Annotated in this window: 15 protein-coding genes, 2 tRNA genes, 3 rRNA genes and 2 pseudogenes; 10 read left to right on the forward strand and 12 right to left on the reverse strand. The window is 60.0% G+C overall.

Annotated features, from left to right (window positions below; all coding sequences use genetic code 11):
* The first annotated feature begins 11 nt into the window (after nucleotides 1–11).
* The gene (locus tag FRZ40_RS13440) at nucleotides 12–251 is read left to right on the forward strand and encodes a hypothetical protein (RefSeq protein WP_147234366.1); all 240 of its coding nucleotides are present in this window, start codon (nucleotides 12–14) and stop codon (nucleotides 249–251) included.
* A gap of 132 nt (nucleotides 252–383) precedes the next feature.
* Here the strand turns inward: FRZ40_RS13440 and FRZ40_RS13445 are convergent, their stop codons facing one another.
* A complete protein-coding gene (locus tag FRZ40_RS13445) occupies nucleotides 384–1,112 on the reverse strand; it encodes a phosphoglycolate phosphatase (protein WP_147234367.1) in 729 nt (242 codons plus the stop codon).
* Between the two features lies 1 nt (nucleotide 1,113).
* Nucleotides 1,114–1,797, reverse strand: coding sequence for a ribulose-phosphate 3-epimerase (rpe, locus tag FRZ40_RS13450; RefSeq protein WP_147234368.1), 684 nt, complete (start codon nucleotides 1,795–1,797; stop codon nucleotides 1,114–1,116).
* A 268-nt stretch (nucleotides 1,798–2,065) separates the two neighbouring features.
* Here rpe and apaG point away from each other — a divergent pair, with 268 nt between their 5' ends.
* Complete coding sequence (gene apaG, locus FRZ40_RS13455; RefSeq protein WP_028369623.1) at nucleotides 2,066–2,440, forward strand: Co2+/Mg2+ efflux protein ApaG; 375 nt, start codon at nucleotides 2,066–2,068, stop codon at nucleotides 2,438–2,440.
* Nucleotides 2,441–2,464: 24 nt separating this feature from the next.
* Here the strand turns inward: apaG and FRZ40_RS44380 are convergent, their stop codons facing one another.
* Nucleotides 2,465–2,650, reverse strand: coding sequence for a hypothetical protein (locus FRZ40_RS44380; RefSeq protein WP_167528627.1), 186 nt, complete (start codon nucleotides 2,648–2,650; stop codon nucleotides 2,465–2,467).
* On the opposite strand from FRZ40_RS44380, the gene mltA reads away from it, so the two are divergent.
* A complete protein-coding gene (gene mltA / locus FRZ40_RS13460; protein ID WP_147234369.1) occupies nucleotides 2,559–3,791 on the forward strand; it encodes a murein transglycosylase A in 1,233 nt (410 codons plus the stop codon). The genes FRZ40_RS44380 and mltA overlap by 92 nt on opposite strands.
* A 96-nt stretch (nucleotides 3,792–3,887) precedes the next feature.
* On the opposite strand, the gene paaK is transcribed toward mltA, so the two are convergent.
* The 5 genes and pseudogenes from paaK to paaN all read right to left on the reverse strand — a co-directional run bounded on the left by paaK (nucleotide 3,888) and on the right by paaN (nucleotide 9,598).
* Nucleotides 3,888–5,192, reverse strand: a complete 1,305-nt coding sequence (paaK, locus tag FRZ40_RS13465) for a phenylacetate--CoA ligase PaaK (RefSeq protein ID WP_147234370.1) — start codon at nucleotides 5,190–5,192, stop codon at nucleotides 3,888–3,890.
* A gap of 75 nt (nucleotides 5,193–5,267) precedes the next feature.
* The gene (paaI, locus tag FRZ40_RS13470; protein ID WP_147234371.1) at nucleotides 5,268–5,729 is read right to left on the reverse strand and encodes a hydroxyphenylacetyl-CoA thioesterase PaaI; all 462 of its coding nucleotides are present in this window, start codon (nucleotides 5,727–5,729) and stop codon (nucleotides 5,268–5,270) included.
* Between the two features lies 1 nt (nucleotide 5,730).
* A pseudogene (gene paaG, locus FRZ40_RS13475) lies at nucleotides 5,731–6,521 on the reverse strand (2-(1,2-epoxy-1,2-dihydrophenyl)acetyl-CoA isomerase PaaG).
* Between the two features lie 43 nt (nucleotides 6,522–6,564).
* On the reverse strand, nucleotides 6,565–7,767 hold the full coding sequence (pcaF, locus tag FRZ40_RS13480) for a 3-oxoadipyl-CoA thiolase (RefSeq protein ID WP_147234372.1): 1,203 nt from the start codon (nucleotides 7,765–7,767) through the stop codon (nucleotides 6,565–6,567).
* Nucleotides 7,768–7,906: 139 nt separating this feature from the next.
* The gene (gene paaN, locus FRZ40_RS13485) at nucleotides 7,907–9,598 is read right to left on the reverse strand and encodes a phenylacetic acid degradation protein PaaN (RefSeq protein ID WP_147234373.1); all 1,692 of its coding nucleotides are present in this window, start codon (nucleotides 9,596–9,598) and stop codon (nucleotides 7,907–7,909) included.
* A gap of 136 nt (nucleotides 9,599–9,734) precedes the next feature.
* Between paaN and FRZ40_RS13490 the strand changes: the two genes are divergently transcribed.
* The 6 genes from FRZ40_RS13490 to rrf all read left to right on the forward strand — a co-directional run bounded on the left by FRZ40_RS13490 (nucleotide 9,735) and on the right by rrf (nucleotide 16,276).
* Nucleotides 9,735–10,511 carry an enoyl-CoA hydratase gene (locus tag FRZ40_RS13490; protein ID WP_147234374.1) on the forward strand — a complete coding sequence of 259 codons (777 nt, stop codon included), beginning with the start codon at nucleotides 9,735–9,737 and terminating at the stop codon, nucleotides 10,509–10,511.
* Nucleotides 10,512–10,971: 460 nt separating this feature from the next.
* Nucleotides 10,972–12,502: ribosomal RNA gene (locus FRZ40_RS13495) — 16S ribosomal RNA — on the forward strand.
* A 64-nt stretch (nucleotides 12,503–12,566) separates the two neighbouring features.
* Nucleotides 12,567–12,643, forward strand: a tRNA-Ile gene (locus FRZ40_RS13500).
* A 62-nt stretch (nucleotides 12,644–12,705) separates the two neighbouring features.
* Nucleotides 12,706–12,781 (forward strand) — tRNA-Ala (locus FRZ40_RS13505).
* Nucleotides 12,782–13,083: 302 nt separating this feature from the next.
* A 23S ribosomal RNA gene (locus FRZ40_RS13510) occupies nucleotides 13,084–15,964 on the forward strand.
* 198 nt (nucleotides 15,965–16,162) lie between these two features.
* A 5S ribosomal RNA gene (gene rrf / locus FRZ40_RS13515) occupies nucleotides 16,163–16,276 on the forward strand.
* The 16S, 23S and 5S rRNA genes sit together here with 2 tRNA genes alongside, the layout of an rRNA operon.
* A gap of 117 nt (nucleotides 16,277–16,393) precedes the next feature.
* Here rrf and FRZ40_RS13520 read toward each other — a convergent pair.
* From FRZ40_RS13520 to FRZ40_RS13530, 4 genes and pseudogenes are all read right to left on the reverse strand, one after another.
* A complete protein-coding gene (locus FRZ40_RS13520; protein WP_158646999.1) occupies nucleotides 16,394–16,723 on the reverse strand; it encodes an integrase core domain-containing protein in 330 nt (109 codons plus the stop codon).
* Nucleotides 16,724–16,747: 24 nt separating this feature from the next.
* Nucleotides 16,748–16,936, reverse strand: a complete 189-nt coding sequence (locus tag FRZ40_RS44980; protein WP_240057147.1) for a hypothetical protein — start codon at nucleotides 16,934–16,936, stop codon at nucleotides 16,748–16,750.
* A 39-nt stretch (nucleotides 16,937–16,975) separates the two neighbouring features.
* Nucleotides 16,976–17,350: pseudogene (locus tag FRZ40_RS46120) on the reverse strand (IS3 family transposase); the annotation flags it as partial.
* Nucleotides 17,248–18,441 carry a M20 aminoacylase family protein gene (locus tag FRZ40_RS13530; protein WP_147234824.1) on the reverse strand — a complete coding sequence of 398 codons (1,194 nt, stop codon included), beginning with the start codon at nucleotides 18,439–18,441 and terminating at the stop codon, nucleotides 17,248–17,250. The pseudogene FRZ40_RS46120 and the gene FRZ40_RS13530, both read right to left, overlap by 103 nt.
* Nucleotides 18,442–18,612: 171 nt before the next feature.
* On the opposite strand from FRZ40_RS13530, the gene FRZ40_RS13535 reads away from it, so the two are divergent.
* Nucleotides 18,613–20,691 carry a molybdopterin-containing oxidoreductase family protein gene (locus FRZ40_RS13535; RefSeq protein WP_147234377.1) on the forward strand — a complete coding sequence of 693 codons (2,079 nt, stop codon included), beginning with the start codon at nucleotides 18,613–18,615 and terminating at the stop codon, nucleotides 20,689–20,691.
* The last annotated feature ends 72 nt before the right edge of the window (nucleotides 20,692–20,763 follow it).

Here is a 20,763-nt window from a genome sequence, read left to right on the forward strand (position 1 = left end):
GTGCGCCGGACATGGCATGGCTGCGTTACCGGTCGAATGTGCTCGTCACAGGTAAAGAAACCGGCGCGCGCTTTCCCGACGACGCATGCACGGCTTCACAGCACGACGATAGTACGCAAGGTACGCGACGGCTAGCTGAAACTCGATACAGCGAGGTTGCGCCGGTCAAACCGGCAGTTCGGGAAAAGCGCGAAAGCGCAGCGAATGAAAAAACGGGTGCCAAAGACGAGCTTCAGCGTACCTCAGGGTGAGGTATCAGCGCGACCAGCGACGCCAGGGCCAGGCTCCCCGGTCGATCGTGCTCAGACTCCGTTTTTTATTCAGAAACATGAGGAAGACTTTTTTAAGTCGAATGATTAAGTGCCGCCTGAGCGGCGCTCGTTTTACTGCTCATTTGCTGCATTGTGCGCTGCGATCGCCTTGGCGGCGCCCAACAGCGACACAACTATACCATCCGATTTTATGGTTTGCACAGCTTCGCCGTGGTTATAGCCATATGGCACAGTCAGCGTCGACATGCCGGCGGCGCGGCCTGCGAACGCATCGTTCTGCGAATCGCCAATCGCGACGGCGTCCCGCGGCGACACGCCGAGCCGTTCGCAGGCCGTCAGCATCGGCAGCGGATCGGGCTTTTTCGCCGCGACGCTGTCGCCGCCCAGCACGACGCTGAAGTAGCGCAGCAGCCCGTGATGCTCGAGCAGTTGTTTCGCGAAGCGATGCGGCTTGTTGGTCACGCACGCCAGCACGAGGCCTGCGTCGCGCAGCGCGATCAGGCCCGCTTCGACGTCGGGATAGAGCCGCGTGTGCAGACCGTTGATCTTCGCGTACTCCTCCTGATAGATCGCGAGCGCTTCGTCGAAGCGCGACTGCGCCAGCCCGTCCTCGAAGCGCGGCGCGAGCACGCTGCGGATCAGGTGCTCGGATCCTTTGCCGACATAGTCGATCACTTCTTCGCGTGTGGTTTCTTCCGCGTCGAACTGGGCGAGCATGCCGTTCAGCGACGCCGTGAAGTCGTCGGCGGTATCGACCATCGTGCCGTCGAGATCGACGATCGCCGCGCGGATCTTCCCGGCCGTGAACGCGGGAGCGGGGTAACGAGGCGTCGCGTCCATATCAGCGCTCGACCGATGCCAGTTCGCCGCGCATCTTGTCGATGATCGCCTTGTAGTCGGGGTGGCCGAAAATCGCTGAGCCCGCCACGAACGTGTCCGCGCCCGCCGCCGCGATTTGCACGATGTTGTCGGCCTTCACGCCGCCGTCCACTTCGAGGTGAATGTCGCGGCCGGTCTTTTCCTTGTACGCGTCGATTTTCGCGCGGGCTTCACGCAGCTTGTTCAGCGCCTCGGGAATGAACGACTGCCCGCCGAAGCCCGGATTCACCGACATGATCAGCACGAGATCCACCTTGTCCATCACGTGATCGAGATAATTCAGCGGCGTTGCGGGATTGAACACGAGGCCGGCCTTGCACCCGTGATCGCGGATCAGCGACAGCGTGCGGTCGATGTGGTCCGAGCCTTCCGGATGGAAGCTGATCACATTCGCGCCGGCTTTCGCGAAGTCGGGGACGATGCGGTCGACGGGGCGCACCATCAGATGCACGTCGATGGGCACCTGCACGTGCGGGCGGATCGCTTCGCACACGAGCGGGCCGATCGTCAGGTTCGGCACATAGTGGTTGTCCATCACATCGAAGTGAATCCAGTCGGCGCCTGCGGCGACGACGTTGCGGACTTCTTCGCCGAGCCGCGCGAAGTCGGCGGACAGGATGCTGGGAGCGATGCGGAATTGAGTCATGGCGTGGGGTGGGCCGGGAGACAGAAAAGCGCTATTTTAGCGCTGGCAGGCGCGTCGCAGCCTCGGACGCACGACGGGCGCAGGATGATTGGCGCAATCTGCCCCAGCCTTGTCCGGTTGGCCGATGCGGTTGCGGGCCTGCGCCGCATCAAGCAGAATGCCAAACCATGTCAACGCCCTGTGCCGGCACGCCGCCATCCAAGCGCGAGCCGCCAGAACACGGCCTCGCGCGAATCCATCGCGCGCTTCGCTCACCATCGGAATCAGCATGAGTCAGTACGAATTCAGCGTCGCTTCCCAGGTCCGGTATATCGCCGAAGAATCCGACCCGGAGCACCGGAAATACGCTTTCGCTTACACGCTCACCATTCGCAACACAGGCCAGGTGACCGCGCAACTGATCGCGCGACATTGGGTGATTACGGATAGCGAAAATCGCGTTCAGGAAGTGAAAGGTCTGGGTGTGGTCGGGCATCAGCCGCTGCTGAAGCCGGGCGAGCAGTTCGAGTACACGAGCTATGCGGTGATCGCGACACCCGTCGGAACGATGCGCGGCGAGTATTTCTGCGTCGCGGAAGATGGCGAGCGCTGGGACGCGCCCGTGCCGGAGTTCGTTCTGCGCATGCCGCGCACGCTGCATTGAACCGAAAGTGCTGCGCGCAGTCAGTTAGCGACGCGGCTGTTGCTGCGGCGGGATCTGTTTTGCGTCCTGCTTCTGGCGTGCGGCATTCTTTTTCTTTCCGGACGCTGTCCACACAACGATGAAAATCAGCAGGAAAAGCGCGAGGAGCGACTCCAGCGCGAAGATGAGCATCGGGTATTCGTCGAACAGATCAGACATGGCAGTTTCCATCGAGAACAATCATTGTATGCGCTTTGCCCGCCGGGCCGCTGCCTGGGCGGGCGCCTTGTCACTGGCCGCGTTGCTGGCGTCGTGCGGCGGCGGTGGCGTGGTGCGTCCTTCCGTTTCGCCGCCGACGGGCGCCGCGATCATCCCCGGCCAGGTAGCTTCGCAGCGGCTGACGGCCGTTGCCTGGCAACAGGTGCCGGGCTGGCAGGACGATTCGCTGATCGGCGCCTCTGCGGCATTGCGCCAGAACTGTGCGCGCCTCGCGACCCAGCCGACATGGCGGCGCGCCTGCGCAGCCGCGCTGATGCTGGACGATCTGGACGTGGCTAGCGCGCGCACCTTCTTCGAAACCTACTTCACGCCGTTCCAGTTCGCGAACACCGACGGGACGCTCGACGGACTCGTGACAGGCTACTACGAGCCGCTGCTGCGCGGATCGCGCGTGCGTCATGGCGTGTATCAGACGGCCCTGTACCGTTGGCCCTCGGCGTATCGCCCCGGTTCTCCGATGCCGGCGCGCGCTCAACTCGAACGCGCGGGCGTGCTGAACGGCAACGAACTGGTCTGGGTCGACGATCCCATCGAGGCCTTCTTCCTGCAGGTGCAAGGCTCGGGGCGCGTCGTGATGGAAGACGGCAGCGTGATGCGGGTCGGCTTCGGCGGGACGAACAATCAGCCGTACAAGTCGATTGGCCGCTGGCTGCTCGACCGCGGCGAGCTGACGCCGGCGCAGGCAACCATGCAAGGGATCAAGGGCTGGGCGCGCGCCAACCCGACGCGTGTCGATGCGCTGCTCGACACCAATCCGCGCTTTGTATTTTTCCGCGAGATGCCGTCGAATGAAGCGGCGCCGTCGGGTGGCGCCGATGGTCCGATCGGCGCGCTTGGCGTGCCGCTCACACCGGAGCGATCGATTGCCGTCGATCCGGCGTCGATTCCGCTCGGAACGCCCGTTTTTCTGCAGACGACGCGTCCGCTGACGAACTCTCCGATGAATCGTCTGGTGTTTGCTCAGGACACAGGCTCGGCGATCAAAGGCGGGGTGCGAGCCGATTATTTCTGGGGACTCGGCGATGAAGCGGGGGATCTGGCCGGCAAGATGAAGCAGGCCGGCCGCATGTGGCTGCTGCTGCCCAACTCTTGAGACAGAGCGGCTGCCTGTAACTGAAAAGCCCGACGGCGGATGTCACCGCCGCCGGGCTTTGCTTTTCTGTCAGCCGATCATCGTCCGCATCGACGCTTACGCGCCCACCTTGCGCTTGTCGATCACTCGACGCGCCTTGCCCACCGAACGCTCGATTCCGTTCACGCTGAGCAGCACCACGTTCGCCGTGACCCCGATCAACGCCTTGATGTCGTACGCCAGCGCCTGCTTCGCGGCCGACAGTGCGGCCGAGTCGGGCGCGGTTTCCGGACATGGCTCGACGTTCAGCGTCATCACGTCCAGCGGACCTTCCTTCGTCAGCACAATCTGATAGTGCGGCGCGAGCGCGTTCTGCTTGAGCAGCAATTCTTCGATCTGCGTCGGGAACACATTGACGCCACGGATGATCATCATGTCGTCCGAGCGGCCGGTGATCTTCTCCATGCGACGCATCGTGCGTGCCGTGCCGGGCAGCAGACGCGTGAGGTCGCGCGTGCGGTAGCGGATGATGGGCAGCGCTTCCTTCGTCAGCGATGTGAACACGAGTTCGCCCAGTTCGCCGTCGGGCAGCACTTCGCCCGTTTCGGGATCGATGATCTCTGGATAGAAGTGGTCTTCCCAGATCGTCGGACCGTCTTTGGTCTCGACGCATTCCGACGCGACGCCCGGTCCCATCACTTCCGACAGGCCGTAAATATCGACGGCGTCGATGCCCATGCGTTCCTCGATCGCGCGGCGCATGTCATTGGTCCACGGCTCCGCGCCGAAGATGCCGATGCGCAGCGAGCAATCCCTGGGATTGACACCCTGGCGTTCCAGCTCGTCGGCGATCGACAGCATATAGCTCGGCGTCACCATGATGATGTCGGGACGGAAGTCCTGAATCAGTTGCACCTGCTTCTCGGTTTGTCCGCCGCCAAAGGGAATAACGGTCAGGCCCGCGCGCTCGGCGCCGTAGTGCGCGCCGAGACCGCCCGTGAAGAGGCCATAGCCGTAGCTCACATGCACCTTGTCACCACGTCGCGCGCCAGCCGCGCGGATAGAGCGCGCGACGAGATTCGCCCAGTTGTCGATATCGCGCGCGGTGTAGCCGACGACGGTCGGCTTGCCCGTCGTTCCCGACGACGCGTGGATTCGCGAGATCTGTTCTTGCGGCACGGCGAACAGGCCGAACGGATAGTTGTCGCGCAGATCCTTCTTGGTGGTGAACGGGAAACGCGACAGATCGGAAAGCGTCTTGAGTTCGGACGGGTGCACGCCCGCTTCGTCGAACTTACGCCGATAGACGGGTGAATTTTCGTACGCGTGTGTCAGCGACCATTTCAGCCGTTCGAGCTGCAGCGCGGCGAGTTCGTCGCGGCTCGCCTTTTCGATCGGGTCGAGCGGGAGCGGGGTAGTCATCGAATGTCTCCTTGCTTTCAGAATAGGATGCCGCGCGAAAGGCGACGCAATTACTTGAAGGGGTGAAGCTGCCCGTCAGTTGTCGACGGGGATCACCGTGCCTTTGATCTGCGCGGACTTGCCGCGAAACATCGCAACGGTCTCGTTTGCGCGATTCGTCACGCGAATGTCGTAGATACCGTTGCGGCCGCTCAATGTCTGCTCGACTGCTTCTGCAGTGAGGAGGTCGTCACCCTGCACAGGGCGCAGAAACTCGATCGAGCAGCCCGCTGCGACGGTATTGATGTTGTATGAGTTGCAGGCGAACGCGAATGCCGAGTCGGCCAGTGTGAACATCAGGCCACCATGACAGATCTGATGACCGTTCAGAAAGTCGGGCCGTACTTTCATGCGAAGGCGCGCGTAACCGGCGCGCACTTCGAGGATTTCAATGCCGAGCGCCTTGCTGCAGGCGTCGTTCGCATACATGGCTTCGGCCGTTGCGCGGGCAAGTTCGTCGGGCGTCATTGCGTTGCTGAAGTTGGGTTGCGTGGACATGTCAGCGGCCCTCGAAGCGCGGTGTACGTTTTTCGATGAACGCACCGACACCTTCCGCGTAGTCATATGAGGCGCCGAGTTCGCGCTGCATATCGCGTTCTAGATCGAGTTGCTGCTCGAGTGTTTGCGTTGCGCCCGATCGCATGGCCTGCTTGATGGCCGCGATCGCGCGCGTGGGCTGTTGCGCGAGCTGTGTGGCGAGCTTGCCAGCCGCTGCCTGCAGTTCGGCGTCGTCGACCACTTGCCAGATGAGCCCCAGCTTTCCGCCTTTTCGGCACTGAGCTTGTCGCCCGTGATCGCCAACCCCAATGCGCGAGCCATGCCGACGCGTTGCGGGAGGAACCACGTGCCGCCGGAATCGGGCACCAGGCCGATTTTGACGAATGCCTGAATGAAGCTGGCAGAACGCGCAGCCAGCACCAGATCGCAGGCGAGCGCGAGGTTCGCGCCTGCGCCTGCCGCGGTACCGTTGACGGCGGCGATGACCGGCAGCGGCAGCGCCTGCAGGCGGCGGATCAAGGGATTGAAGTGCTTGTCGATCAGGTCGCCAAGATCTGTCATGGCGCCCGGCGTGAAGTCGAGATCGGCGAGATCCTGACCGGCGCAAAACCCGCGGCCCGCGCCCGTCAACACGAGAGCGCGAGCACCGGATGCCTCGACTTCGTCGAGCGCAGCGCTCAGTTCATCGTGCATCGCGCGCGTGAAGCTGTTCAGCTTGTCGGGGCGGTTTAGCGTCACGGTGGCGACGCGCGTGGTCGCGTCGATGTCTACGCGGATCGCTTCATAAGGCATCGATTGTCTCCTCGTCTCCATGTGATTTCGGATGTCGGGTCGCTCAGACGCGCTCGATGGCGAGCGCGATGCCTTGGCCGACGCCGATACACATTGTGCACAGGGCGTAACGGGCATTGGTGCGTTCGAGCTGATAGAGCGCCGTCGTAATCAGACGCGCACCGGAAGCGCCGAGCGGGTGACCCAGGGCGATAGCGCCGCCGTTCGGGTTCACACGCGGATCGTCGTCGCGCAAACCGAGTTGACGCATAACGGCCAGACCTTGCGACGCGAATGCTTCGTTGAGTTCGATCACGTCGAACTGGTCGAGTGTCATATTGAGTTGCTTCAGCAGCTTCTGAGTGGCGGGCGCCGGGCCGATGCCCATGATGCGCGGCTCGACACCGGCCGTTGCCATGCCGAGCACGCGGGCGCGGCGACGCAGGCCGTACTGTTCAGAGGCTTCCCGGCTGGCAATCAGAAGAGCGCATGCGCCATCATTGACACCCGATGCGTTACCCGCCGTTACGGAGCCATCCGGACGCACAACGCCCTTCAGTTTGCCTAGCGCTTCTAGCGACGTCTCGCGCGGGTGTTCGTCGAGCGTGACGCGCACCGGGTCGCCCTTTTTTTGCGGAATCTCGACAGGCACGATTTCCTGCGCAAGCGTGCCGTTGCGTTGTGCACGCGCCGCTTTCTCCTGGCTGCGCAGCGCGAACGCGTCCTGGTCGGCGCGGCTGATGTTGAAGTCGACGGCGACGTTTTCTGCTGTTTCGGGCATCGAGTCGACGCCGTGTGCGCGCTTCATGTGCGCGTTGACGAAGCGCCAGCCGATGGTCGTGTCGTAAATCTCCGATTGCCGCGAGAAGGCCGACGTTGCCTTGCCCATCACGAACGGCGCGCGCGTCATGCTTTCGACGCCGCCCGCGATCAGCAGACTTGCTTCGCCCGCTTTGATCGCTCGGGCTGCCGTGCCGACCGCGTCCATGCCCGATCCGCAGAGCCGGTTGATCGTTGCGCCCGGAGCGTCTGTCGGCAAACCGGCGAGCAACGCGGACATGCGTGCCACGTTGCGGTTGTCTTCCCCTGCCTGATTCGCGCAACCGTAGATCACGTCGTCGAGCGCGCGCCAGTCTACGCCCGGATTCCGTTCGATCAGTGCCTTGATCGGAACTGCGCCCAGGTCGTCCGCGCGGACATCTTTCAGTGCGCCGCCGTAGCGGCCGATGGGAGTGCGGATCGCGTCACAGATAAAAGCGTCAGTCATGTCGGAGTTCCTGCGAAGAGAGGGCTGGCAAGTGAGCCGGCCCTTGGACTGCATGTTAGATCGACGTCCGGCGAATGTTCAGTCGGCCTGAAGTTATAGGCCAAAACGTCGGTCGAACGTCCTATGTCGTTCAGCTGGCTTATGCGGTGACGGCCTTCGGTTCAACATGAACCCGGCTTTGAACGACGCGGAAGCGGTTCGCGACGAAGGCGGCGTCGGAGAGCGCGGCATTCGCAGCGGGGTTGGCGCCCGTTCCGTGGAAGTCTGAGAATGCAGCCGACTGATTGACGAATACGCCGCCCGTCAGGTTGATAGACAATGCGACGCCGCCTTGAATCGAGGCTTCCGTCGCTGCTTCGATCACCTTGTCGTCGGTGCTGTAAACGGAGAGCGTGAGCGCGCCGTGTTCGGCGGCGATGCGGCCGGCAAGCTCGAGCGACTGCGCGGTCGAGTCCGTCGCGATTACGAACGAGATCGGGCCGAACCATTCCTTCGTGAATTTCGCTTCGTCCGTCGCGGCATCGAGTTGAAGAACCAGCGGCGTACGCACGCGAGCCTCTGCGAATGCCGGATGTTCGAGCGACTGGCTGTCCGCGAGAACGCGTCCGAGCTTGCGTGCTTCGTCGATGCGCTGCACGACGCCGTCGTTCTGGATCGCGCCCAGAAGTTCGACGGCGCGTGCCGCGTCCGAGCCGAGCTTCTGGACGGCGCCTGCAATCGCTTCGGCGACGGCTTCGAACGGTATCGTGCCTTCGGCCGTGCGGATGCCGTCGCGCGGCACGTAGATGTTTTGCGGAGCCGTGCACATCTGGCCCGAGTACAGGGCGAGCGAGAAGGCGATGTTGCGCGCGGCGGATTTGAGATCGTCGACGGAGTCGATCACGATCTGGTTGACGCCAGCCTTCTCGGTGAACACTTGCGCCTGATGCGCGTTGCGCTCAAGCCAGGTGCCGTTTTGAGTGCTGCCCGTGAAGTCGATCAGCTTGATTTCGGGGCGCTGCGCAAGAGCTTGGACGAGTTCTCCGTCGTTCGGGTTGGTGGCGAGCAAGGTCACGACGTTCGGATCGAAGCCGGCTTCACGCAGGACGTCGCGGGCAACACGGACCGTAATCGCAAGCGGCAGGATCGCGCCCGGGTGCGGCTTGACGATCACGGTGTTGCCCGTCGCCAGGTCCGCGAAGAGGCCGGGGTAGCCGTTCCACGTCGGGAACGTGCAGCACCCCAGCACGAGGCCGGTGCCGCGCGGCACGATGTTGAAGCGCTTCTGCATCGCAAGCGGCGGATTCTTGCCTTGCGGTTTTTCCCAATGAGCATCGGCGGGAATCCGGCGCAGTTGATCCCAGGCGTAGGCGACGGCTTCGAGCGCGCGATCCTGGGCGTGAGGGCCGCCCGCCTGGAAGGCCATCATGAATGCCTGGCCGGTGGTGTGCATCACGCTGTAGCCGATCTCGAAACTCAGGCGATTAATGCGCGCGAGGATTTCGAGGCATACGCCGACCCAGGTTTTCGGGCCGGCTTCGCGCCATTGCCGCTGAGCGCTGGCAGCGGCGGCAATGAGCGCGTCGGGATCCGATTTCGGGTAGCGAATGCCCAGAGGGAAGCCGAACGGCGATTGCTCGGCGCCGACCGTTTCGCCCGTGCTCGGTTGGTCGAGTTCGAAAGTTTTGTTCAGGTGCGCCTTGAATGCCGATTCGCCGTCCGCGTTGGCGGTTTCCCCGTACACTTTGGGACTCGGCATTTCGGAGAACGGGCTCCAGTAGCCGCGGGTTTCGATGGCGGCAAGTGCTTTCTGCAGCGTGTCTTCGTGCTTCGTAAAGAGTGTGTGGGTCATGGCGGGCAAGTTTCTGACTGAACGTTAGAAGGAACCTTGTCGATTTATTGACCGACCGGTTGGTTGGTGAATGTTAGCATTAATGGGATGCGGCGCGAGTCCCTTGCGCCTGCAGGTAAACACTTAGGAGGAGTGCATGACGTTCGAGAACATTCTGGTCGAGACACGTGGCCGCGTAGGTCTGATTACGTTGAATCGTCCGAAGGCGCTGAATGCGCTTAACGACGCTCTGATGGACGAGCTGGGAGAGGCGCTGCGCGCGTTCGACTCGGATGAGAACATCGGCGCCGTTGTCATAACCGGAAGCGAAAAGGCATTCGCAGCAGGCGCGGATATCGGAATGATGGCCACCTATTCCTATATGGATGTCTACAAGGGTGACTACATCACCAGGAACTGGGAAGCCATTCGATCTGTTCGCAAACCGATCATTGCCGCGGTAGCAGGATTCGCGTTAGGCGGCGGCTGCGAGCTCGCGATGATGTGCGACATCATTCTTGCTGCCGACACTGCGAAGTTCGGCCAGCCGGAAATCAAGCTGGGGATCATGCCGGGAGCGGGTGGCACGCAGCGGTTGCCGCGCGCGGTGTCGAAGGCCAAGGCAATGGACCTGTGTTTGACTGCGCGATTCATGGATGCCGCCGAGGCGGAGCGATCGGGATTGGTGTCGCGCGTGATTCCGGCCGCAAATTTGATCGATGAGGCAATGGCTGCGGCTGCGACCATCGCCGAGTTTCCGATGCCGGCGGTGATGATGGTGAAGGAGTCGGTCAATCGTGCCTACGAGACGACGCTGGCCGAGGGGGTACATTTTGAGCGCCGGCTGTTCCACTCCCTGTTTGCGACGGAAGATCAGAAAGAGGGGATGGCGGCGTTTGTCGAGAAGCGCAAACCGGCATTCAAACATCGTTAATTGAATTGTTCAAAAATCGCTTGCAAGCGCTTATGCAAGTGTCTAGAATTCCGGTCTTTCGCGCTGCGGACAACGCGGCGCGGGAGAAGCGAAGAAGGGCGGGAGAGCCAGCATTGACGGGCTTTCCGGTGGAGTCGGCAGGTTGAGAAGTTAAAAAAAACCGGTTGACGAAACGAAAAAGGTTCTTCATAATCTCGTTTCTCTGCTGCTGATGCAGCAACGCGGTGAAAGCAAGGCGCTTCCTGCGAATGTTCTTTAAAAACTAACAGCCGATAAGTGTGGGTGCTCGATGGCGGCGCGCGGCGATCTTCGGATTGCCGAGATAGCGAAAGTAATCGAGTCTCACACAGAAAGAAATTGAGGAAGGTTTGATGGAGCCGCGAGGCCCGATCGAATCATCTGTCAGTGATTTTGAGTGAGCGACCGGGTTCGAAAGAGCCCGAACAACAGTAACAGGTTTGAACTGAAGAGTTTGATCCTGGCTCAGATTGAACGCTGGCGGCATGCCTTACACATGCAAGTCGGACGGCAGCACGGGGGCAACCCTGGTGGCGAGTGGCGAACGGGTGAGTAATACATCGGAACGTGTCCTGGAGTGGGGGATAGCCCGGCGAAAGCCGGATTAATACCGCATACGCTCTATGGAGGAAAGCGGGGGATCTTCGGACCTCGCGCTCAAGGGGCGGCCGATGGCAGATTAGCTAGTTGGTGGGGTAAAGGCCTACCAAGGCGACGATCTGTAGCTGGTCTGAGAGGACGACCAGCCACACTGGGACTGAGACACGGCCCAGACTCCTACGGGAGGCAGCAGTGGGGAATTTTGGACAATGGGGGCAACCCTGATCCAGCAATGCCGCGTGTGTGAAGAAGGCCTTCGGGTTGTAAAGCACTTTTGTCCGGAAAGAAAACCATCGCCCTAATATGGTGGTGGGATGACGGTACCGGAAGAATAAGCACCGGCTAACTACGTGCCAGCAGCCGCGGTAATACGTAGGGTGCGAGCGTTAATCGGAATTACTGGGCGTAAAGCGTGCGCAGGCGGTTCGCTAAGACCGATGTGAAATCCCCGGGCTTAACCTGGGAACTGCATTGGTGACTGGCGGGCTAGAGTATGGCAGAGGGGGGTAGAATTCCACGTGTAGCAGTGAAATGCGTAGAGATGTGGAGGAATACCGATGGCGAAGGCAGCCCCCTGGGCCAATACTGACGCTCATGCACGAAAGCGTGGGGAGCAAACAGGATTAGATACCCTGGTAGTCCACGCCCTAAACGATGTCAACTAGTTGTCGGGTCTTCATTGACTTGGTAACGTAGCTAACGCGTGAAGTTGACCGCCTGGGGAGTACGGTCGCAAGATTAAAACTCAAAGGAATTGACGGGGACCCGCACAAGCGGTGGATGATGTGGATTAATTCGATGCAACGCGAAAAACCTTACCTACCCTTGACATGTACGGAATCCTGCTGAGAGGTGGGAGTGCCCGAAAGGGAGCCGTAACACAGGTGCTGCATGGCTGTCGTCAGCTCGTGTCGTGAGATGTTGGGTTAAGTCCCGCAACGAGCGCAACCCTTGTCCCTAGTTGCTACGCAAGAGCACTCTAGGGAGACTGCCGGTGACAAACCGGAGGAAGGTGGGGATGACGTCAAGTCCTCATGGCCCTTATGGGTAGGGCTTCACACGTCATACAATGGTCGGAACAGAGGGTTGCCAAGCCGCGAGGTGGAGCCAATCCCAGAAAACCGATCGTAGTCCGGATCGCAGTCTGCAACTCGACTGCGTGAAGCTGGAATCGCTAGTAATCGCGGATCAGCATGCCGCGGTGAATACGTTCCCGGGTCTTGTACACACCGCCCGTCACACCATGGGAGTGGGTTTTACCAGAAGTGGCTAGTCTAACCGCAAGGAGGACGGTCACCACGGTAGGATTCATGACTGGGGTGAAGTCGTAACAAGGTAGCCGTATCGGAAGGTGCGGCTGGATCACCTCCTTTCCAGAGCTAGCGTTTCAAAGTTGAGTGCTCACACTTGTCGGCTGTTGTTTGAAGACAGGCTCAGGGGTCTGTAGCTCAGTCGGTTAGAGCACCGTCTTGATAAGGCGGGGGTCGATGGTTCGAATCCATCCAGACCCACCATTGCCTTGTCTGGTGTGGTTGGCTCGATCACTGGCTGGACGTCCTCTGTGCGCTGTATGACTGGGGGATTAGCTCAGCTGGGAGAGCACCTGCTTTGCAAGCAGGGGGTCGTCGGTTCGATCCCGTCATCCTCCACCAATTCCCAATGCACAGTGGTCTGCATGAAGCAGAAGACTTCGCATTGGCAATTGAGCCAGTCAGATGCGGTATTGCAGTTAGATATCGGCTGTCGTTCTTTAACAATCAGGAAGAAGTAGTAAAGAGATTCACGAAAGTGTACTTAGAGATGGGTACATGAGTAGGTGAATCAGGGTTGTGATTGTATCGATGTATTTTAAGGGTTGTCGAAAGACAGCCTTGGAATACGGCACAACGCGAATACTCAGCCTGTAGCGAGTGGTTCCCGGCGTGGTAACACGCAAGAGACACACCCGTTATAGGGTCAAGCGAACAAGTGCATGTGGTGGATGCCTTGGCGATCACAGGCGATGAAGGACGCGGTAGCCTGCGAAAAGCGGTGGGGAGCTGGCAAACGAGCTTTGATCCACCGATATCCGAATGGGGAAACCCGGCCCGTATGGGTCACCCGCAGCTGAATACATAGGCTGCGTGGAGCGAACGCGGTGAACTGAAACATCTAAGTAACCGCAGGAAAAGAAATCAACCGAGATTCCCAAAGTAGTGGCGAGCGAAATGGGACCAGCCTGTACTCTTTATTTGTGGTGTTAGCCAAACGCTCTGGAAAGTGCGGCCATAGTGGGTGATAGCCCCGTAGGCGAAAACATCATGAAAGAACTAGGTGTACGACAAGTAGGGCGGGACACGTGAAATCCTGTCTGAAGATGGGGGGACCATCCTCCAAGGCTAAATACTCGTGATCGACCGATAGTGAACCAGTACCGTGAGGGAAAGGCGAAAAGAACCCCGGGAGGGGAGTGAAACAGATCCTGAAACCGCATGCATACAAACAGTCGGAGCCTCGCAAGGGGTGACGGCGTACCTTTTGTATAATGGGTCAGCGACTTACATTCAGTGGCGAGCTTAACCGATTAGGGCAGGCGTAGCGAAAGCGAGTCCGAACAGGGCGATTCAGTCGCTGGGTGTAGACCCGAAACCAGGTGATCTATCCATGGCCAGGATGAAGGTGCGGTAACACGTACTGGAGGTCCGAACCCACTAACGTTGAAAAGTTAGGGGATGAGCTGTGGATAGGGGTGAAAGGCTAAACAAACCTGGAAATAGCTGGTTCTCTCCGAAAACTATTTAGGTAGTGCCTCGTGTATCACCTTCGGGGGTAGAGCACTGTCATGGTTGAGGGGTCCATTGCGGATTACCTCGCCATAGCAAACTCCGAATACCGAAGAGTGCAATCACGGGAGACAGACATCGGGTGCTAACGTCCGGTGTCAAGAGGGAAACAACCCAGACCGCCAGCTAAGGTCCCCAAATATGGCTAAGTGGGAAACGAAGTGGGAAGGCTAAAACAGTCAGGAGGTTGGCTTAGAAGCAGCCACCCTTTAAAGAAAGCGTAATAGCTCACTGATCGAGTCGTCCTGCGCGGAAGATGTAACGGGGCTAAGCCATATACCGAAGCTGCGGATGCGTGCTTTGCACGCATGGTAGGAGAGCGTTCCGTAAGCCTGCGAAGGTGCGTTGAAAAGCGTGCTGGAGGTATCGGAAGTGCGAATGCTGACATGAGTAGCGATAAAGGGGGTGAAAGGCCCCTCGCCGTAAGCCCAAGGTTTCCTACGCAACGTTCATCGGCGTAGGGTGAGTCGGCCCCTAAGGCGAGGCAGAAATGCGTAGCTGATGGGAAGCAGGTCAATATTCCTGCACCAGTGTGAAATGCGATGGGGGGACGGATCGCGGAAGGTTGTCCGGGTGTTGGAAGTCCCGGTCGCTGCGTTGGAGAAGGTGCTCTGGCAAATCCGGGCACGGGATTCAAGGGCGTGGCGCGAGCTCCTTCGGGAGCGAAGCAATCGGAAGGGGTTCCAGGAAAAGCCTCTAAGCTTCAGTTTCACATTGACCGTACCGCAAACCGACACAGGTGGGCGAGATGAGTATTCTAAGGCGCTTGAGAGAACTCGGGAGAAGGAACTCGGCAAATTGGTACCGTAACTTCGGGATAAGGTACGCCCCTGTAGCTTGACGCCCCTGCGGGCGAAGGGTGAAGGGGTTGCAATAAACTGGTGGCTGCGACTGTTTAATAAAAACACAGCACTCTGCAAACACGAAAGTGGACGTATAGGGTGTGACGCCTGCCCGGTGCCGGAAGATTAAATGATGGGGTGCAAGCTCTTGATTGAAGTCCCGGTAAACGGCGGCCGTAACTATAACGGTCCTAAGGTAGCGAAATTCCTTGTCGGGTAAGTTCCGACCTGCACGAATGGCGTAACGATGGCCACACTGTCTCCTCCCGAGACTCAGCGAAGTTGAAGTGTTTGTGATGATGCAATCTCCCCGCGGCTAGACGGAAAGACCCCATGAACCTTTACTGTAGCTTTGCATTGGACTTTGAACCGATCTGTGTAGGATAGGTGGGAGGCTATGAAGCGTGAACGCCAGTTTGCGTGGAGCCGTCCTTGAAATACCACCCTGGTTTGTTTGAGGTTCTAACCTTGGCCCGTGATCCGGGTCGGGGACAGTGCATGGTGGGCAGTTTGACTGGGGCGGTCTCCTCCCAAAGTGTAACGGAGGAGTACGAAGGTACGCTAGGTACGGTCGGAAATCGTGCTGATAGTGCAATGGCATAAGCGTGCTTAACTGCGAGACCGACAAGTCGAGCAGGTGCGAAAGCAGGTCATAGTGATCCGGTGGTTCTGTATGGAAGGGCCATCGCTCAACGGATAAAAGGTACTCTGGGGATAACAGGCTGATACCGCCCAAGAGTTCATATCGACGGCGGTGTTTGGCACCTCGATGTCGGCTCATCTCATCCTGGGGCTGTAGCCGGTCCCAAGGGTATGGCTGTTCGCCATTTAAAGAGGTACGTGAGCTGGGTTTAAAACGTCGTGAGACAGTTTGGTCCCTATCTGCCGTGGGCGCTGGATATTTGAAGGGGGCTGCTCCTAGTACGAGAGGACCGGAGTGGACGAACCTCTGGTGTACCGGTTGTCACGCCAGTGGCATCGCCGGGTAGCTATGTTCGGAAGAGATAACCGCTGAAAGCATCTAAGCGGGAAACTCGCCTTAAGATGAGATATCCCCGGGGCTTCGAGCCCCTTGAAGGGTCGTTCAAGACCAGGACGTTGATAGGTCAGGTGTGGAAGCGCAGTAATGCGTTAAGCTAACTGATACTAATTGCCCGTAAGGCTTGATCCTATAACAGGTGTGTTTCGTGTCGATGATCGTTAGTGCTTCAGCACTGACGGGCATCCCACCCCCGAAGGGGGCACGGAATGCAGGATGTTTGAGTGATCGATGTTGTGCCACAAACAACACACCCCGCTTTACACTTCTTCCAGATTGGCTGTGGCGCCAGGTTCACCCGAACCCGCCGCGACGCAGCAACCCGTCATGCCTGATGACCATAGCGAGTCGGTACCACCCCTTCCCATCCCGAACAGGACCGTGAAACGACTCCACGCCGATGATAGTGCGGATTGCCCGTGTGAAAGTAGGTAATCGTCAGGCTCCTTACCCAGTCCAAGACCCCGCCCTTAAAAGCGGGGTCTTGGCGTTTGTACGGGCGAGTTTTGTTTTGCCGCCCAGCGGGGTGTCAGCCGAAACGGCAACACAGCATAGCTGACCTTACCCCGCCGAGTACACCATTCGTAAGTTAATGGGCTCGCCGGTTTTTGGTTGATGCAATTGCCGGAATTGGTCCGGCGCCAGTTGCCCCAGGCCACTATGCGGACGCACCGAGTTGTAGTCGGTGCGCCACGTTTCGATTCGCCCGCGTGCATCGTCGAGACTGACGAACGCATGCTGATTCAAACATTCTTCACGCGGCCGGCCGTTGAAGCTCTCGATGTGAGCGTTCTCCACCGGTTTGCCGGGCCGAATGAACTGCAGTTTTACGCCGTGCTCGTGTGCCCAAGCGTCGAGCGCCTTGCTGACGAACTCCGGGCCGTTATCCACCTGAATCAGATTGGTGCGCCGTCCTCATTGCCGCAACTGCTCGAGCACACGCGCCACGCGAACACCCGTCAGCGAGAAGTCGACCTCGATGTGCGGACACTCCCGGTTCCACGTATCGATGATGGTCAACATTCGAATGCGTCGACCATGCACCAGCGCGTCAGCAACAAAGTCCATCGCCCAGCTTTCGTCGGCGCCATTGGGTGTCGGCATGACCACGCGCAAATGACCCGGACGCTTCTTTCGCCGTTTCAGGCGAAGCGATAGACCTTCTGCGCGGTACAGTCGCTCAGTGCGCTTGTGGTTCTGAACCAGCCCTTCTCGGCGTAGCAAGACGTGCAGGCGGGGCGAGCCAAACCGTGGTCGCTGCTGCGCCAGTTCGCGTAGCCGTTGCCGTACTTCGTGGTCGGCGTCTGGCGAGGCCGGCCGCCGGAACGTCCGGCAATTCAGGCCGATGAGCGCGCACTCAAGCGCGCAGGCGCGCGCCTCGACGGACCCGCCGCGAGCTGGCGCTATTCGCCGGTCTACTCTGCCCCCAAAAACCTCTGCGCAAGCCGAACCCAATACGTAGCGCCAACCGGCAACAATTCGTCGTTGAAGTCGTAGCTCGCGTTGTGCAGCATACACGGACCCGCGCCGTGTCCGGCCTCTCGGTGGGCGCCTTCGCCGTTTCCAAGGAACGCGTAGCACCCGGGTTTCGCGAGCAGCATGAACGAAAAGTCTTCAGCGCCCATCGTCGGCTCGACGGAATCGTCGACGTTCTCGTTTCCAACCACTTCCTTCATCACACTCGCCGCGAACTGTGCCTCCTTGCTGCTATTGATCGTCGGCGGATAGTTGCGGTGGAAGATCATCTCGACGGAACATTCGTACGCTTCGGCCGTGCTCTGAACGATTTTGCGCATCCGTGACTCGATCAAATCAAGCGTCTCCGTCGTGAAAGTGCGCACCGTACCCGCGAGCCACGCGTGATCGGGTACGACATTGACGGCATCGCCAGCATGAATCTGCGTGATCGAAAGCACGGCCGTATCGAGCGGCTTCTTGTTGCGTGTGATCACGCTTTGTAGTCCGTTGGCGATCTGAACTGCTGTGAACACCGGATCACGTCCGTTGTGCGGCAAGGCCGCATGCGAGCCCACGCCCTTGATTTCAATCCGGAATTCGTTACTCGAGGCCATGATCGGGCCTTCTGTCACACCAAAGTGTCCCGCCGGCATGCCCGGCCAATTGTGAATACCGAACACGGCGTCGACGGGAAAGCGCGTGAACAGCCCATCGTCGATCATCGCTTGCGCGCCGGCGCCGCCTTCCTCGGCCGGCTGGAAAATGAACACGATCGTGCCGTCAAAGTCGCCATGCTTTGCGAGATGCCGTGCCGCGCCGAGCAGCATCGCCGTATGTCCGTCGTGACCGCACGCGTGCATTTTTCCTTCGTTTTTCGAGCGATGATCGAAGGTATTCAATTCCTGGATAGGCAGCGCATCCATGTCGGCGCGCAAGCCTATCGATCTGGTTCCTGTACCTCGTTTTAGCACGCCGACTACACCGGTTTTACCGATTCCCTCATGTACCTCGACGCCCCATCCGGCAAGCGTTTTCGCGACCAAAGACGCAGTCTGCGTTTCTTCGTATCGCAATTCCGGATTGGCGTGGATTGTTCGTCGGAGAGTCTGAATTTCGCCGCGAGCAGCTTGGATTTCGGGGAGTAGTTTCATGATGAATTGAGTGTCTGGCTGGGAGCAGTGTGATCCGGACAGTCGATTCCGGAGAAAGTCAAAATCGATTCTACGCCCATCCCCATTTTTCACGGCCATGTGTCAAATCTGATCGCCAGAACGTAATAAAATCAACACCTTCATCCGCGCAGTCCCTGTCGATACAAACACATGAACGCACCCGCTGAATTCGCCCGCGCCGTCTGCCCGCACGATTGCCCCGACACCTGCGCCATGCGCGTGACGGTCGAAAACGGCCGCGCGATCAAGGTCGTCGGCGATCCGGATCACCCGCCGACGCATGGCGTGCTCTGTACGAAGGTCAGCCGTTACGCCGACCGCGTCCATCATCCGCGCCGCCTTACGACGCCAATGCGGCGTATCGGACGCAAAGGCGAAGGGCGCTTCGAACCGATCACCTGGGACGAAGCGCTGCGCTTCGCAGGCGAGCGTCTGTCGGAAATCGCCGCCCGCTCGCCGGAAGCGATCTTGCCGTACAGCTACGCGGGCACGATGGGCTTCGTGCAGGGCGACAGCATCGCGCAGCGGTTCTTCCATAAGCTCGGCGCGTCGCAACTGGACCGGACGATCTGCGCAGCCGCCGGTGCGGCCGGTCTCAAGTACACGTACGGCGCGAGCCTCGGCATGCACACGGAGTTCTTCTCCGAAAGCGAAGTGATCCTGATCTGGGGCGCAAATCCGATCGCGTCGAACTTGCACTTATGGACGCGTGCGCAGGAAGCCAAGCGCAACGGTGCGCGCCTGATCGCAATCGATCCGTATCGCTCGCTGACAGCCGAAAAGTGTCATCAGCACATCGCGCTGAAGCCCGGCACGGACGGCGCGCTGGCGCTCGGGATGATGCATGTGCTAATCGCCGAAGACATGCTCGATCGCGCCTACATTGCCGATTACACGCTCGGGTTTGAGCAACTCAAGGCGCGCGCTCTTGAATATCCACCGACGCGGGTTGCTGAGATTTGCGGCATCGAAGAACAGACGATCGTCGATCTCGCGCGTCTCTATGGCAGCACGAAAAAGGCGGCGATCCGGCTGAACTACGGTATGCAGCGGGTGCGCGGCGGCGGCAATGCCGTACGCGCGATCGCCTGTCTGCCGTCGCTGACGGGCGCCTGGCGCGAGCGCGCGGGCGGCATGCTGCTGTCGTCGTCGGGTTGGGCGCCCGTCGATTCGCACGCACTGTCGCGTCCCGATCTGATGCCGGGCTGGCCCTCAAAGCAGGCGCGCGTCATCAATATGAACGCAATCGGCGATGCGCTCTGCCATCTGGGCGACGCTGCATTTGGCCCAAAGATCGAGGCGATCGTCGTGTACAACTCGAATCCGGTGGCCGTGGCGCCCGATTCGGCGCGCGTCGCCGCGGGCTTCGCACGCGAAGATCTGTTCACGATCGTGCTCGAACACTTCCAGACAGACACAGCCGACTACGCCGACTTGCTGCTGCCCGCGACGACCCAGCTCGAGCATCTCGATGTCCACAAGTCGTACGGCCACACGCACGTGATGGCGAATCTGCCCGCAATCGCTCCCGTTGGTGAAGCACGAGCGAACACAGAAATCTTCCGAGGCATCGCGCGCTCGATGGGTCTCGACGAACCGGCGCTGTACGACAGCGACGAGGTAGTCGCGGCTTCGGCGTTTCGCTGGGGCGACCCGCTGCTGGAAGGCGTTACATGGGAGACGCTCAAGCGCGACGGCTGGGCGAAGCTGAACGTGTCGGATACACCGTTCGCGAACGGTGGCTATCGCACACCGTCCGGCAAGTGCGAGTTCTTTAGCGAGCGTCTCGCTCAGGCGGGACTCGAGCCCGTACCGGACTACCTGCCGCCGTATGAATCGTCGGACGGCTCGCCGGAACTCGCCGCGCGCTATCCGCTGGCGATGATTTCCCCGCCCGCGCGCAATTTCCTCAACAGCACGTTCGTCAACGTCGAAAGCCTGCGCGCGACGGAAGGCGAGCCGCACCTCGACATGCATCCCGCCGATGCGCTCGAACGTGGCGTCAAAGACGGCGATCAGGTTCGCATCTTCAACGATCGCGGCTCGATGCAGGCGCGTGTCCGCGTCACCGACAAGTCGCGCTTAGGGCTCGTCGTAGGCCTGTCGATCTGGTGGAAAAAGCTCGCGCCGGACGGTCGCAACGCAAACGAGGTCACGAGCCAGGCGCTGACCGACCTCGGCGGGTCGGCAACCTTCTACGACTGCCTCGTCGAAGTCGAACGGGCCTGAGTCACTTCACAAGCGCGCGGCGCACGCCGCGCCATCGCGCCCCCAGTTCACGCTTTCGAGTGCATCGTCTAA

The sequence above is a fragment of the Paraburkholderia azotifigens genome (genome assembly GCF_007995085.1).
GTDB lineage: Bacteria > Pseudomonadota > Gammaproteobacteria > Burkholderiales > Burkholderiaceae > Paraburkholderia > Paraburkholderia azotifigens.